We start from the raw sequence: 14,946 nt of genomic DNA, 5'->3' as shown, positions 1-14,946 counted from the left end.
CTCCCATTCTTTATTGTCATCATCAAAATAGCGCCCAGTCTGCTCAACAGACTGGGCGTATTTCATACAATTTTCAAGCGTTTAAATGAGCCTTTCAATTGCTCAATTGATCAAGATACTTTTCGGCATCCAAAGCTGCCATACAGCCTGAGCCTGCTGAAGTAATTGCTTGGCGATAAATGCTGTCAGCAACGTCACCCGCAGCAAATACCCCTGCCACAGAAGTTGCTGTTGCATTGCCTGAAGTACCACTTTGTACTTGAATGTAGCCATCACGTAGGTTGAGTTGGCCGTCAAACATACCTGTATTCGGTTTGTGACCAATAGCAACAAATAAGCCCTGAACTTCAACGTCTTGTGTGCTTCCATCCAAAGTTGACTTCAAGCGAACTGAAGTAACACCAGTATTATCACCTAAGACTTCATCAACTTGATTGTTCCAAAGAATACTAATTTTGCCTTCTTTTTCTTTGGCAAAAAGATGATCTTGTAGAATTTTTTCTGAACGTAAACTGTCTCTACGGTGAACTAAGGTGACATGTTCAGCAATATTAGAAAGATAAAGTGCTTCTTCAACCGCAGTATTACCACCACCGACAACCATAACCTTTTGGTTTTTGTAGAAGAAACCATCACAAGTTGCACATGCACTGACACCTTGACCCATGAATTTAGCTTCAGATTCAAGACCCAAGTATTGTGCTGTCGCACCTGTGGCAATAATCAGGGCATCACAAGTGAATTCTTCCATGTCGCCTTTAAGCACAAATGGACGGACACTTAAATCAACTTCATTGATGTGGTCATACACAATCTCTGTGCCAAAGCGTTCAGCATGGGCTTGCATTCGTTCCATAAGTACAGGACCAGTTAAACCTTCTGGGTCGCCCGGCCAGTTATCTACCTCAGTGGTCGTTGTTAATTGACCACCAAGTTGTATACCTGCAATCAATGTAGGTTTTAAGTTTGCACGTGCTGCATACACAGCAGCACTATAACCCGCAGGCCCTGAACCTAAGATCACTAATTTAGAATGTCGTTTTTGCATTTCTAATCACCTAAACTTTATAAGCTACGTTGATTGACACGTTTAGATAACTCTTCAGCAGATTCTTTACGCTCTGAATAACGGTCTGTGAGGTACTGACTTTGCCCACGCGTCAGTAGCGTGAATTTATACAGCTCCTCCATGACATCAACAATTCGATCATAAAAAGCTGAAGGCTTCATACGTCCATCCTCTTCAAACTCTAAAAAAGCTTTAGGAATAGAGGATTGGTTTGGAATGGTGATCATGCGCATCCAACGGCCTAGAATACGCATTTGATTAACACTATTAAAAGACTGCGAACCGCCACTCACCTGCATCAAGGCCAAAGTCTTGCCTTGTGTTGCTCGAATCGCACCACCAGCCAATGGAATCCAATCAATCTGCGATTTAAAGATTGAACTCATTGAACCATGACGTTCAGGTGAACACCACACCATGCCTTCCGACCATACCAAAAGTTCATGTAGTTCTTTGGCTTTTGGATGTTCCATATCCGCATCTTCAGGTAAGGGCAAGCCCTTAGGATGAAAGATTTTAACTTCTGCACCAAAGTGCTCCAAGATACGACCAGCTTCCATCACCGCCAATCGGCTGTATGAACGCTCTCGGTTAGAGCCATAGAGCAGCAAAATACGGGGTGGATGATCCAACTCTTTAGCTTGTACCTTTTCTAAAGTTGGTTGATCCAAAAGATTCATATCTACATTTGGGAGAATCATAGAAATTACACCTCTGCTTTAAAAAACTTTTTTCTAAGCCACAAAGACACACTGACTAAAGCAATCAACACGGGTACTTCAACCAATGGGCCGATCACCGTGGTAAATGCGACTGGTGAAGCTAAACCAAAGGTCGCTATCGCTACGGCCAGCGCCAATTCAAAGTTATTCCCCGCAGCAGTAAATGAAATAGCTGTGGTTTTAGGATAGTCGTTCCCCATCCACTTACTCATAAAGAAGCTAATGAAAAACATCACAATAAAGTAAATCGTCAATGGAATCGCAATACGTAAAACATCCAACGGCAAGCTCACCACATCATTCCCTTTGAGGCTAAACATCGCCACAATCGTGAACAATAAAGCCAGCAAACTCAGCGGGCTAATCTTGGGTAAAAAGGTATTTTGATACCAAGCCAAACCTTTAACTCGAACCAGAATGAATCGGGTCATAAAGCCAAGGAAAAATGGAATTCCTAAATATACCAGTACCGCATGGGTAATGGTCCAGAAATCCACATTGATCACCTGTCCTGCAATACCGAAATAGGGTGGCAAGAAGGTCAAGAACAACCAAGCATAGGTACTGAAGAATAAAATCTGGAAGATACTGTTAAAGGCCACCAATGCCGCAACATATTGGTTATCCCCACAGGCTAAACCATTCCAAACCAAGACCATCGCAATACAGCGTGCTAAACCAATCAAGATCAAGCCTGTCATGTATTCAGGATAGCTATGCAGAAAGATGATCGCTAAAGCAAACATCAAAACAGGCGCGATAAGCCAGTTCTGCACTAAGGATAAAGTTAGCGTTTTCTTATCTTTGAATACCTGTGGCAAAGTGGCATAGTTCACTTTTGCCAAAGGTGGATACATCATCAAAATCAAACCAATCGCAATTGGAATATTGACGGAATCCACACTCATTTTATCCAATGCCACTGAGGCTTGTGGAAAGAACACACCGATCGCAATTCCCAACCCCATCGCAATGAAAATCCATAGCGTGAGGTTACGATCTAAAAATGACAGTCTTTGTTGAGCCATGATGTTCTCATTCAATATATGAGATGTGATTGATTGCAGCAATCAATTCAGGACGAGACATATGCGCTGTATCCAGTGCCAACAATGCATCTAAACGACGATTGATATGGTCTACAGTCACTTGGAATGCTTTGAGCTTCTCTTCTTTCGGCAAGTCTAAATGCGAAGGATCAGCCAAGCCCCAATGTGCCTTGATTGCTCCGCCTAAATACAGTGGACACGCTTCTTGCGCTGCCGAATCACAAACCGTAATCACCACGTCAGGTTGATATTGTTCACATTCATCAATGGTTTTACTCCACAAACCATCTGTTGAAAGACCTAGGTTTTCTAATGTTTCAATGGTCAATGGATGTACTTGCCCTGATGGCTTACTACCTGCACTGTATGCTTTCCAACCCTCTGGGGCACGACTATTAAACAGCACTTCTGACAGGATGCTACGGCAACTATTTCCAGTACACAAAAAAAGGAATTTCATCTTGTTCTACTCGCAATAACTATTGATTTGTTGAAATGATGGAGCAGCTTTTGGCTGTAAATCAGCATTTTTAAGGGTGTTAAGTACGTCTACGCACCAAATGGGTAAATTGGGATTGAGACTGTAATAGACCCATTGCCCTTGGCGTCGATCTTGTAAAAGACCAGAAGAGCGCAGTAAGGCTAAATGCCGTGAAATCTTGGGTTGGCTCAACTCTAGCTTTTCAGTCAAGTCGCAAACACACTGTTCATTATTTCCAAGAACCAACATGACGATGTTGAATCGCGTTTCATCAGCCAAACATTTAAAGAAATTGATTTGATCCATATTTTTACTCACTCAAACATATGGATATATCAATATTCACATATATCCATGAAATTTTATTTCAATCGCTGCCCATTTGCATCCAGTACTTGTTCACCGTCTTCTTTAGTAAAAATACCTTTTTGTGGGAGTGGCAGAATTTCTAAAACCAGTTCTGACGGACGACTTAAACGAGTTCCTAATTCAGTCACCACAAATGGACGGTTAATCAAAATTGGATGCTGAAGCATAAAGTGAAGCAATTGATCTTCACTCCAATCCTCTTGATCAATTCCTAAATCTGTATATGGAGCAACATTTTTACGGATCGCATCTCTCACCGTTAAACCCGCATCCGCAATCATTTGAATCAATTCATTTTTAGAGGGAGGTGTTTCAAGGTACTCAATCACTTCAGGTTCAATATTGGCATTACGGATTAACGCCAATGTATTACGTGATGTACCGCATTCAGGGTTGTGATAGATCTTCACTTTTGGAGTAGCAGTCATTTGCTCAAACTCAATGGCATCTTTGAATATACTTATATACGAATAAACATATATATGCAATTCCATATTTTGTTTTTATAAAATCTAGAATTGCATTTTAATTAATTTGTATTAAGATTAAATTAAATTAAAGGAAATGGCTATCTTCCTTCTACAAACCGCCACTAACGGCTGATGATACCTACGTTACCCTTATGCAGGGTGCGTAGTTGTGCGCTCTGCTTTTTTCAATGGAGCTGCGCTATGCCGTATCAAATTCTTAAATCTACTCCCCTTTATTTTTTAACTTTCTCTGTTTAACGAGCAGGGAAAAAGTATGTACATCTCATTATTTTCAATAGGACTTGGTGCTGTTTTAGGTGCTTGGATACGTTGGGGAATTAGTCTTCAATTTAATCACTATTTTCCAAATATTCCTTTAGGCACAGTCCTAGTGAATCTTATTGGCGCATTTGTTATTGGCTTTGCAATCACTTTTTTTGCCAGTAGCTCTTTGAATCCTAATTACAAGTTATTCCTCGTCACTGGTTTTTGTGGTGCTTTAACTACGTTCTCAACATTTTCAATGGAAGTTGTTTCTTTACTTCAAAGTGGCAAATTTGAATATGCCATTTTGACAATTACTGTCCATGTTTTAGGTTCATTGCTATTTACTTTGCTTGGCATATTTACCTATCAACTAACGACTATACATTAGTCAGGAGTAGGACTTAATGAACGGATATTTAGTCACATTTTATACCGAGATAAACCAAAGGCATAAAAATACCCCTATCCATGAATGGCTCTTAGAACTAACAAGAGAGTTAGGATTTAAGGGTGCTACAGTCATTCAAGGATCAGAAGGTATTGACCATACAGGACGATTACATTCAGCTCACTTTTTTGAATTAGTTGACCAGCCTGTGCAAGTTCAACTTGCTCTGAGCGAAGTAGAATCAGAACAATTGTTTACACATCTAAATCAAGAAGATGTCAGAATTTTTTACGTAAAAACTCCCGTACAGTTCGGTACTGTCGGTAATCAAAAAGGAAAATAATGATGAGCTACAAAGATGTTCCTGTTGGGATTAATCCACCAGATGATTTCTACAGTATTATTGAAATTCCTCAAAATATTGACCCAGTTAAATATGAAATGAATAAGGAATTTGATTCTATTTTCATTGACCGTTTTTTAACAACAGCTATGTTTTATCCTGCAAACTACGGTTATATCCCTAGAACATTGAGTGAGGATGGTGATCCTTTAGATGTATTGGTTATCTCACCTTATCCAGTAGCAATTGGTGCAGTAATCAGAAGTAAACCTGTGGGTGTAATGTATATGGAAGATGAACATGGCATCGATGCAAAAATTATTGCAGTTCCTCACACTAAACTATCAAAGCTTTATGACCATATTCTAGATATTAATGATGTAGATCAACTTACTTTAAATCGGATCCATCATTTCTTTCAGCATTATAAAGACTTAGAAGAAGGCAAGTGGGTAAAGCTTAAGGGTTGGGGAAATGTTGAAAAAGCACGAGAAGAAATTTTAAGCTCAATACAAGCCTATCCTGATCATCATTGACTATTAAATAGGGAGCAATCAATAGCTCCCTATTTTTTGAAATAATGAATAATCCTAAAACAATACATGCTGCACCTATGATCATTCTGACTGTGATCACCTCTTTTAAAATCAGCCAAGCCAATAAAATTGCGACAACCGCACTACCTTTATCAATAAGTGCAATGGTCGAGACATCTCCTAATTTTAATGCTCTATAGTAATACACCCACGATAAAGCAGTTGTCACACCTGATAAACCCCACCAAAACAAATTTATATAGCTTGCAGCCTGGAACTCATGGGTCGAAACAGAAAAACTGCAAATGTCCACAAGGATAGAAAGCTTAAATCTGATAGTAAGTTTGACAAATATTTGTTCTAAACATTCTTATCAAGATAAATTATAAGGGTTAGAAAAAAGCAGATACCTGAACCTTAAATACCTGCTTTTTAAAACCTTAATTAAATTATTAAGTTATATTCTTGCGTGTGTTCCATATTTATCGATCATAATCGAACTGGCTTCGTTCAACCCACGCACCGTTACATTCACACCATTTTTTTGGAATTTATTGACCACAGAGTCAAGCATAGCGACTGAGGTAACATCCCAAATATGGGAATGTGTTAAGTCAATCACCACATCTTTCACATCTTCTTTAAAGTCAAAACCCTGCATGAATTTCTCAGAAGAACTAAAAAATATTTGACCGTGTAAATCATATAAACGAGTGTCACCTTCAAATGAAGCAATGACTTGGATATCATTTTCTAACTTATTCGCTAAGAACAATGCCGATAACAGAACACCTGTTAAAACGCCTAATGCTAGATTGTGAGTTGCGACAACAACGATAACGGTTGCAATCATCACGACATTACTACTTTTAGGATTGTCTTTTAATTGGGTGACTGAACTCCATTCAAAAGTACTGATAGAAACCATGATCATGACAGCAACTAAAGCTGCCATTGGAATAACTTTGAGCCAATCACTGATAAACACAACCAGAATGAGAAGAAAAATACCCGCAGAGAACGTCGACAATCGTGTTAAACCACCTGACTTCACGTTAATCATAGATTGACCAATCATGGCACAACCTGCCATACCACCCATGAAGCCAGAGGCAATATTTGCAATACCTTGTCCTTTACATTCCTGATGCTTATCACTTGGCGTATCTGTCATTTCATCGACAATCGTTGCTGTCATCATAGACTCAAGCAAACCTACGGCTGCCAGTGCAACTGAATACGGCAAAATGATAATCAATGTTGCAAAATTTAGAGGAATATTCGGGATCAAGAACATTGGAAGCGTGTCAGGTAATGCCCCCATATCTCCAACAGTCCGTATATCAATTCCTAGGGCTATTGCTAATAAGGTAATCACAATGATGCAGACCAGCGGAGAAGGTAATAGCTTTCCTAATTTTGGTATTAAAGGAAATAGATAAATAATCGCTAGTCCTAAAGCAACCAATGCATAAACATGCCAAGTCACATTAGTTAGCTCAGGTAACTGAGCCATAAAAATTAAAATGGCTAAAGCATTTACAAAGCCAATAACGACAGATTTGGATACGAACCGCATTAACTTAGCGAGTTTTAAATACCCTGCCAGTATCTGAATAACCCCAGTCAAAATTGTTGCAGCAAGTAGATATTCTAGCCCATGCTCCTTGACTAATGTGGCCATGAGCAGCGCCATCGCTCCAGTAGCTGCTGAAATCATGGCGGGACGGCCACCAACAAAAGAAATCACGACAGCAATACAGAAGGATGCGTATAGACCTACTTTCGGATCGACACCAGCAATAATTGAAAAAGCGATAGCTTCAGGGATAAGTGCAAGACCGACAACAAGTCCTGCAAGTACATCCCCACGGATGTTAGAGAACCATTGTTCTCGTACATTAGATAACATAAACATAGCCTGTTTTTTAATTTTTTAGATAGGCTAGTGATGTGATATATACAACACACAAGCGACTACACCACATCACTAGACAGTGATGAGTTATTTACTGATTAAAGGGGTAAATAAACTTAAGGTGGCGTAAGTGTCATATAGAAAAAGAGTGTTTAGGTTTTTAGAGCACTTAGGGTAGCACAAGAGGTTGAGGATGGGAAATCAACCAACCTTTTAAAAAAACTAATTATTAAGATTAATAACATAGGACTTACGCACTATTACTTATAGATTCTCTGTGGTAGCAGATGATTTTTATCGAGAATAAAGTCATCAATGAAGTTTTTGATAATTGGTCTAAATAATTTCTTCTGCCAACGATATATATTTTCAAAGATCCGCTCAAACTGGTTCTTTTGTATCTCAACGTAGGCCATCAAGGCTGAAAAAATATGATTCAAAATCAGTTTAGATCGTCTTACTTGAAACTTTTCAATATGACAAACCTGTTTAATCACCCGGTGATATTGCTCTATTTTCCAATGACTTGAATGTAATTCATGAAAACCTTCAAAGGACAATAAATCATCTTCATCTTGATGCACAATATAAAACCTCTGCTGTTCTTTTAACTGAGTCTTAAATAATTGTACAAAGCCAAAATCTTTGAGCCAGATCACTTGACCCTGATGGAAATCTGGCAATAAGCGCAGTTGAAACCATTGTCCTTTTTCTGGGGAAACCTTACGGTTACAGTCGATACCAAACATAAATCGAATACCATATTTTCTTATGGTTTTTAGATTTCCAGTCGATGAATACCAACTATCACCTGTAATAAATTGAATCTTTGCACCCCAACTGAGTACTTCACTTAACATATCCATAAAGTAATCATTCTTGGTTTTACTTTCAGATTTGTCATAAATTCGGAAATTAATTGGAATATTTTGACCATTTCGATCTGTCGCATACAAGGTAATGAGATTAATACCCTTGACGGATCGGTGGTGTTTGCCTGACCAAAAATAGCTAACCAAGTCCATATGTTGACTATATGGTTTATCTAAAACAGTATCATCAATACTGACTATAAGTTTATTATTATCAATATGTTGAATTGATTCTTGATATAGGTCGTGAGGTGTGTAGTCTTCACGCTCTAGAAAGCGATTTACACTATCATGCGAGATATTATAAGTCTCGGCAAGTTGTGTGCAGCTAATAGAGTTCGGTTCTGTCATGAGAAAGCCCATATAAATGGGTAATGTACAAGTTGCTGTAGAAGCATGTTTAATTCGTCTGATCACAGATACTTTATAAAGTATTTTAATACTTTTTTGAATCCGTCAATGCGTAAGTCCTATAACAAAAAAATTAAGATCTAGATTTTATTAAAAGGCATCCGAAGATACCTTTTATTCAATTTACCGTTCTCACACTACTTTGCAAGCCTTGCTGAATATCCTGTACAAAGCCACCCCCCTGATGGAGTTTAGGCTTTGTTTTGCCTTTGGGCCCAGCCTGTACTTGTTCAGACTCAACAAGCTCATCTGTATAAAACTCCTCTACCAAATTTAGTCCTTCTTCTACATTTACTTCAAACCGCGCACTCCCATAACCCTGTAAAGCGGCCTGATCTAAGGCATGTTGATTAAAACTACACAGCTTACTTTTCTGGTCAATCTCCTTAGCGGTTTGAATTGCCTCTTGCAAATGAATGCCCTCACGTAAAGTTAGATCCACGTAATACACTGGTGTACGATAGCTCTGTGTTGTGCTCTTTCCTCTCAAGGTCAATTGCAATGGCAAACAGGACAGCAATCCATTCGATGCAGCGTGGTAATAACTCAACCGAGCAGCTAAGGTACGAATACTATTAAAACCTGTGGTTCTAAAGATGAATGTGCCAAGTTCATCGGACTCATCTAAATTGACATGCAGACGCCCATAAGGTTTACAGTTACCTCCTTGTGCCAATGGACACAAATCAGGGGATGGACATGGGTGTTGTTCTACCCCTTGATTAGTCAGTCGTTGGCAGGTTTCACCATTCCCCACACAAACGGGACGTCCTGTCTGACGATCAAATAAACTGTATTCCGCTCGTAGATTGAGTTCAGGATCATTGAAGATCATACGGACTGGAATTGAGCGGAGTTTTTGATTGGGGGCTTTAGCACGAAGTTGTTCATCCAGTGGATGTTTTATCCAACCACTGTCCTTATTTTGGATTTGGCTGGTAATGGTGAATTGGTCATCCTTTTCAGGGATGCGCTTACCATTTTTCTCGACCATCTTACCGATACTGATCCGCCCGAGTATTGGCGGGGTAATTGCTAAACCTTTGATCATATTGATTTCCTTTCTGTTTAAATTAAATAGACATAAAAAGGCCCATGCTGTAGGCATGGGCTGATATGAGCTTGCTTGTTGGTATGTCACTTGATGCTTGTATGAATAAAAATGGACTTATCCAGCATTGGTATAAATCTGAAAACGCCGTGTCCCTTGCTTGGCTTGTGGAAACTGATTTAAATACTCAGGATGTGATTTAAGTAAAGCCTTACTATCCAAGCTGACCGAATCTTTAGCCTTTTTCCACGTCACTGAACCATTAGTGAATGTTGCACGTTCAGCCTCTTGCATCTTAGCTTGGAGTTGGTGTTTGAGTAGATCGAACTGCTCCTGATGCTTTTCAATTTGGTTTCGAGCTTGAATCAACTGCTCAAACTGTTGATTGGCTTGCTCATCTTCAGATAAGTCTGTCGTACTCAGTGGTACATGTTCTGGATACAGCAGTTGCAAAGCTTTAGCTGCGGATTCACTGGCATCCGCTTCAGGTGGTGTATCCTTTTCCACACACTCCCAGAAGTAACGTTCCGCATTAACGATATGCTGAATTACCGATTCAGAACGCGTGACTTTAAAAATACGAGTTTCGTGTCCACAGAGTAAGACACAAATATGCGCTGCTTGTTTGCCTGTCACTGCCAACTGATGTTGTACCTGACACAAGACATATAAAGGCACACCATCTCGCCACAGCTTGGCACCATATTCCCCTGCCGTTTTACATTCCAGAATTTGTACATCTGCATCCCCCACCACGGAGTAATCCAAGTTGGCTAACATAAAATGTTTGTCTGGATCAGGGTGTTGTAATACCGCATTAACCCGACGCACTTTATAGTTGGTATGCATGCTGTAATATTCAGCGACAAGTGGCTCTAACTGCTTGCCCCAATATAAAGGTGCATGGCCTTCGCATTCATCTTCGATGGATTGTTGAATCCTTCCTGTCTTGATCATCCACAGTTCCAACATCGACATATACGGATTAAGTCCACAGGCTGCAGCACAGTCACTGCTGCCAATACCTTTTCTACGGACTTCTAGCCATTCGGCTTGAGTCATATTTTTAGTCTCTACAAAACGTTTTGCAGTAAACAGTTTCGGACGGTTAGCATGGATATTTAGTGTTGCGTTGTTTGGATGAATTACGGCTGAGTTCATAGTAATTTCCTGTCATTGTTGAATTTTGGGCATAAAAAAAGCCGTGTCCGTAGACACAGCTTTGAATAAAAAGAGTTAAATAATTTTTTAGGTTGAGCGTTTAAGTAATGCGATGAGCCTGCTTAGGCTAATCAATTAATGATTTGAAATTAGGCCAACATGCGTAAAGCTTGTTCCAATCCACGTTGCTTAAGCCCTGCTCCAGCACCAAACCATGCAGAATCCAAACGATGATCCTGACTCATGGCCCGACGCTCGTGATCGGCGAACTCAGTAATACTGCAAAGCAAGCCATACGCGGTGTCTTTGGCTGAACTGAGTTCTGCCCCACGACCCTGCCCATTAAACATGGTCATGACTTTTGACATGGCTCGTCCATTCGGTTCAGTTTTGTTTTCAGCTTTGGTGGCTGAATTGGCTTGGGTGGCTACATTCCGATAGAACTGAATAATGCCTTCATCCTGCTCGATTGGACTCAGGCTAGTATTATTAAACACCGCATCGAAATACGCTGCTGCTTCAGTCTGTGTGACTTTACGTTGACTGAGTTGTTTCATTTCATACATATGCTCGTCCCATGCACGTACTGAAATACCCAATTGCTGTTTAATCTTCTCGGCATCGAATTTAGTGCTGTGCGGCACTTTGACTACACCTGAACTTGAGTTCTGTCCTTTGAGGGCAATTGCTAAAGTGTTGTTACACACCACACGAATTGAAGTGAATTGCGCGGTGGTGGCTAAAGTGCCATCACAAGCAGTGGCTAAGAGAATGTAGCCATTACTGACATCTTTGCCCTTTAAAGCTGAAGTTTGTCCTGTACGCGCTAAAGCCCAGAATTTCTTCCCACCTTTCAGCACCCCTGCGGTTTCTAATTCAAAACCAGATTGTTCCGTCAGATCACGATAGAATTCTAAAATCTGTTTCGGTTGCACTTCCTGATAACGCTGACTGACTACCGATAAAGGAGCATGAGTATCAGAGCGATATAACACCCGTTGTTCTTCATACGGCATGATGATGCTTTGCCCACGGTCATTTTTAGCCATATAGCGGACATCAGAGGATTCAATGCGCCAATCCATCCCTGCCTGCTGTGCCCAGACTTCAATCGGTTGATTTTGCGTAAGTTGATTACCTAAACCATGCCAAGGAGTTTCACCGAAATAAGCCATTTGTTCAATTTGATGTGCCATGATTTTAATTCCTGTAAAAATTTGAATTGCTGTAAAAGGTCATTGGATAAATTCATTTAAAAATTAGTTACGGATGCTTGGACTAAAATCGCGATCACAGTCATTGCAGTAATAATGTCGGGTATAAAAAGGATGGGAGTTGCTTTGGACTTCATCCTCGGTCACTAGCATCCAAATACCACCGATCAGCACCCCGACTAGAGCGCCTGCAATTGGGGGGAGGTTTAAACTTTTAGAAACACTGATACCTAAAGTTGCCAATGCCAGCGGTGACATCACATTGTTTTGCGCTGAAGGTGAATTGCTGTTGCTGACTAAATGTTGTGGAGATTCCAGCAGTACCGTGTCTCGGGACTGACAATAAGGACATGGCAAACTCATCTGACTAATTCCTGTAATAAAAATGAGTGAAATAAAAAAAGCCTGCTTTGGGGGAAAGCAGGCAAAACGTGAATCGGGTTATGGCATAGGGCTGATTTAAAGAAGCCATATGCTTATCATCTAAATGATATGTATCTGTATTTTTTTAGAATGTGATTTTAATCGATGCTTTTTTAAATGAATTTTAACGACTGGATACAGCGATCAATTGACCTGATTTTTATCAGCGATTATGATGCAAGGGCTGGCCTACATTGCCAGTCGGTTTTGACAGACCGTTTCATACAGCGCATCAGGGTTTATTCTTCTGAGTATTCTCTACGTGCGTAAAACCTTCTCGTCCCCCTTTGCGGTAGAACGGGAGGGGGACGCGTTCGCGCGTGCTGGTTCTGTATGTCCAGTCTGTCAACCCCTTTTCGTTCTGCCACCATAATCAATTGACAGTGATTCGGTAGAACTTCTATACATACAGGAGTCATCTATGACGCTATTCAATTTCTGTGCTTCCCCTGCACTAGCTTCATTTATACCTACTTGCCGACTTCGGCATTTCATTCCAATTCCAACTTTATTGTCTTGCCCTGTGCACTGATTCATTTCACCGCACTGTTCAACCACTGAGTTTTTCATTCAGGGGCTGCTTTGTGCTGGAACAACATTATGAAATTGATTGCGCAGCTCATTTTAATTGTCGTCGTGGTGGCGATGCTAGGCCCCTTTGTTTTTGTGCTTGGCGGACTCTGGCTGCTGATTTATCTGGCAGGCTGGCATAAATAAACCCATCCGTATGACTTTAGAACAATAGATAACAATGATTTGGAACAGAAATGAAATATCAAACTTGGTTCGGGGTAATCACCATTGCCTTCAGTAGCACCCTGCTGACTGCCTGTGACAGCAAAGTCAAACGTGACTTTAAAGCAGGCTGTCAGGCAGGTGGTTTAGACCGATCTACCTGTGGCTGTATTTACGACAAAGTCGAAGCGCATTACTCACCTGAATTTATGCAACAAATGGCGGATGTCACGGTTCGGGAAACCATGCAGCCACCTGAAGATTTCAATGTAGTGATGGCAAACGCTGTTCAGCAATGTCAGTCATAAATTCAAGCATCTGGGGAAACACATGAAAAACTATTTAATTATCGGCTATGTGCTGATCGCACTGATTTGCTCAGTATATTTCAAGAATTGCAGCAGTACCGCGCATTACAGCTATGCCTACAACCTCGGTAAAGCCGTGGTTTGGCCTGTCACGATTTTTAAGAACTAAGCCATAGGAATAACAAAATGAAAAAACTCATCTTGGCCTGTGGCCTCAGTCTGCTCTGTACCTCGCTGTTTGCACAATCCAATCAAGTAACCGTTATCGTCAAAAAGATCGAAGGCTTTAGTGAATCAGGTGATGCCTTTAGTTTTAAAACCACCACTGGCAAACGCTATCAAGTTTATAACGCAGGTGGTGCTAATCCGATTCAGGGTGAAGATCTGATTTCCAGTTCAATCAAAAGTAAAAAAGCCATTTGCCTACGTCTAGATGCAGACAAAATCAAACCACGTTTGGTGCAATCAGTTCATAAAGGCAAATGTAAATAAACACACAGAACAAATAACGACTTTATTCATAGATGAAATAAGTAATTTTTTAGGAATTCAGCCATGAAACTGATCCACCCGATTCTTTTATCCAGTGTATTAATACTGGGCTTAACAGCATGTAGTCCAGCCAAAGAACCTCAAGCCGTAGCAGAACCAAAAGCAACACCAAATCAAAATACAGCCTCTACCACAAATAGCACGTCTGATATGCCTGAGACGAGCAATCAGTCCGAAGATGATTTTGTCGTTGATAAATCATTTTTAGAAAATGGGGCTGATGCTGAGCAAATGACTGAACTGTCACAGGAACAACCGATCCAAGAACAGTTTGAAGTACGTGTCCGTCGTGATCATTCGCAATATTCCGGGACAGGTTATGTTGATAAACTCAATATCATGTCACTAAATGATGATCCAACCACCCTGACCAACGTATCAATCAATCGTGGTAATTGTAGAACAAAAGGCTTTTATGATTATCAAAATATGCGCTATGGCTCAGTGGCACAGGTGTATCTCGGTTGTGCTGCTGAAAATGTGCGTGAGGTGACCATCACTACCAACAGCGGATTGACCTATACCTATAATTTTTAGTCACTATTAATAATGATGCCAAATTGTTTTGTCATATTGTCTAAGGGAATAACTTTTTATTCCCTTCTTC

At 40.3% G+C, this 14,946-nt stretch carries 20 protein-coding genes and 1 riboswitch; of the genes, 7 read left to right on the top strand and 13 right to left on the bottom strand.

Features of this window, described 5'->3' with window-relative positions; translation table 11 throughout:
- Window positions 1-94: 94 nt before the first annotated feature.
- From trxB to arsC, 6 genes are read right to left on the bottom strand one after another with little or no spacing between them, the layout of a single operon-like run.
- Window positions 95-1,048, bottom strand: coding sequence for a thioredoxin-disulfide reductase (gene trxB / locus ACZ8ZH_RS06005; protein ID WP_119062953.1), 954 nt, complete (start codon window positions 1,046-1,048; stop codon window positions 95-97).
- 17 nt (window positions 1,049-1,065) lie between these two features.
- On the bottom strand, window positions 1,066-1,770 hold the full coding sequence (gene arsH / locus ACZ8ZH_RS06000; RefSeq protein WP_119062954.1) for an arsenical resistance protein ArsH: 705 nt from the start codon (window positions 1,768-1,770) through the stop codon (window positions 1,066-1,068).
- Between the two features lie 5 nt (window positions 1,771-1,775).
- Window positions 1,776-2,819 (bottom strand): ACR3 family arsenite efflux transporter, encoded by a 1,044-nt coding sequence (gene arsB / locus ACZ8ZH_RS05995; protein ID WP_119062955.1) that lies wholly within the window; start codon window positions 2,817-2,819, stop codon window positions 1,776-1,778.
- A 7-nt stretch (window positions 2,820-2,826) separates the two neighbouring features.
- Window positions 2,827-3,300, bottom strand: coding sequence for an arsenate reductase ArsC (locus ACZ8ZH_RS05990; protein ID WP_119062956.1), 474 nt, complete (start codon window positions 3,298-3,300; stop codon window positions 2,827-2,829).
- A gap of 6 nt (window positions 3,301-3,306) precedes the next feature.
- Window positions 3,307-3,627 carry a metalloregulator ArsR/SmtB family transcription factor gene (locus ACZ8ZH_RS05985; RefSeq protein WP_086209440.1) on the bottom strand — a complete coding sequence of 107 codons (321 nt, stop codon included), beginning with the start codon at window positions 3,625-3,627 and terminating at the stop codon, window positions 3,307-3,309.
- Between the two features lie 56 nt (window positions 3,628-3,683).
- Window positions 3,684-4,118 (bottom strand): arsenate reductase (glutaredoxin), encoded by a 435-nt coding sequence (arsC, locus tag ACZ8ZH_RS05980; protein WP_119062957.1) that lies wholly within the window; start codon window positions 4,116-4,118, stop codon window positions 3,684-3,686.
- Between the two features lie 123 nt (window positions 4,119-4,241).
- A riboswitch (Fluoride riboswitch) is annotated at window positions 4,242-4,309 on the top strand.
- 125 nt (window positions 4,310-4,434) lie between these two features.
- Here arsC and crcB point away from each other — a divergent pair.
- From crcB to ppa, 3 genes are read left to right on the top strand one after another with little or no spacing between them, the layout of a single operon-like run.
- Window positions 4,435-4,815: a fluoride efflux transporter CrcB gene (gene crcB / locus ACZ8ZH_RS05975; RefSeq protein WP_119062958.1), complete on the top strand. Its 381-nt coding sequence runs from the start codon at window positions 4,435-4,437 to the stop codon at window positions 4,813-4,815.
- Window positions 4,816-4,831: 16 nt separating this feature from the next.
- A complete protein-coding gene (locus tag ACZ8ZH_RS05970) occupies window positions 4,832-5,158 on the top strand; it encodes a DUF190 domain-containing protein (protein WP_004859430.1) in 327 nt (108 codons plus the stop codon).
- A 2-nt stretch (window positions 5,159-5,160) separates the two neighbouring features.
- Complete coding sequence (gene ppa / locus ACZ8ZH_RS05965) at window positions 5,161-5,694, top strand: inorganic diphosphatase (RefSeq protein ID WP_213069982.1); 534 nt, start codon at window positions 5,161-5,163, stop codon at window positions 5,692-5,694.
- Here the strand turns inward: ppa and ACZ8ZH_RS05960 are convergent.
- The 7 genes from ACZ8ZH_RS05960 to ACZ8ZH_RS05930 form a co-directional block, all read right to left on the bottom strand.
- Window positions 5,618-6,007: an EamA family transporter gene (locus ACZ8ZH_RS05960; protein WP_416332339.1), complete on the bottom strand. Its 390-nt coding sequence runs from the start codon at window positions 6,005-6,007 to the stop codon at window positions 5,618-5,620. The two genes, ppa and ACZ8ZH_RS05960, sit on opposite strands and share 77 nt — an antisense overlap.
- Before the next feature lie 144 nt (window positions 6,008-6,151).
- On the bottom strand, window positions 6,152-7,606 hold the full coding sequence (locus ACZ8ZH_RS05955) for a SulP family inorganic anion transporter (RefSeq protein ID WP_119062961.1): 1,455 nt from the start codon (window positions 7,604-7,606) through the stop codon (window positions 6,152-6,154).
- A 266-nt stretch (window positions 7,607-7,872) separates the two neighbouring features.
- Entirely contained in the window at window positions 7,873-8,901 is a 1,029-nt protein-coding gene (locus tag ACZ8ZH_RS05950; RefSeq protein ID WP_086197162.1) for an IS701 family transposase, read from the bottom strand.
- 112 nt (window positions 8,902-9,013) lie between these two features.
- Entirely contained in the window at window positions 9,014-9,946 is a 933-nt protein-coding gene (locus ACZ8ZH_RS05945) for a recombination directionality factor (protein WP_119062962.1), read from the bottom strand.
- Between the two features lie 117 nt (window positions 9,947-10,063).
- Complete coding sequence (locus ACZ8ZH_RS05940) at window positions 10,064-11,107, bottom strand: YqaJ viral recombinase family nuclease (RefSeq protein WP_119062963.1); 1,044 nt, start codon at window positions 11,105-11,107, stop codon at window positions 10,064-10,066.
- Between the two features lie 149 nt (window positions 11,108-11,256).
- On the bottom strand, window positions 11,257-12,303 hold the full coding sequence (locus tag ACZ8ZH_RS05935; protein ID WP_119062964.1) for a DUF932 domain-containing protein: 1,047 nt from the start codon (window positions 12,301-12,303) through the stop codon (window positions 11,257-11,259).
- A gap of 63 nt (window positions 12,304-12,366) precedes the next feature.
- Window positions 12,367-12,684, bottom strand: coding sequence for a hypothetical protein (locus tag ACZ8ZH_RS05930; RefSeq protein WP_119062965.1), 318 nt, complete (start codon window positions 12,682-12,684; stop codon window positions 12,367-12,369).
- 827 nt (window positions 12,685-13,511) lie between these two features.
- Here ACZ8ZH_RS05930 and ACZ8ZH_RS05925 point away from each other — a divergent pair.
- From ACZ8ZH_RS05925 to ACZ8ZH_RS05910, 4 genes are all read left to right on the top strand, one after another.
- Entirely contained in the window at window positions 13,512-13,787 is a 276-nt protein-coding gene (locus ACZ8ZH_RS05925; RefSeq protein WP_119062966.1) for a hypothetical protein, read from the top strand.
- Between the two features lie 22 nt (window positions 13,788-13,809).
- On the top strand, window positions 13,810-13,956 hold the full coding sequence (locus ACZ8ZH_RS05920; protein WP_004984451.1) for a hypothetical protein: 147 nt from the start codon (window positions 13,810-13,812) through the stop codon (window positions 13,954-13,956).
- Between the two features lie 17 nt (window positions 13,957-13,973).
- A complete protein-coding gene (locus ACZ8ZH_RS05915) occupies window positions 13,974-14,279 on the top strand; it encodes a hypothetical protein (protein WP_119062967.1) in 306 nt (101 codons plus the stop codon).
- Between the two features lie 63 nt (window positions 14,280-14,342).
- Window positions 14,343-14,876, top strand: a complete 534-nt coding sequence (locus ACZ8ZH_RS05910) for a hypothetical protein (RefSeq protein WP_119062968.1) — start codon at window positions 14,343-14,345, stop codon at window positions 14,874-14,876.
- The last annotated feature ends 70 nt before the right edge of the window (window positions 14,877-14,946 follow it).

Source organism: Acinetobacter sp. SW-226 (assembly GCF_055632855.1).
This window is presented reverse-complemented; position numbering and strand designations above follow the sequence as displayed.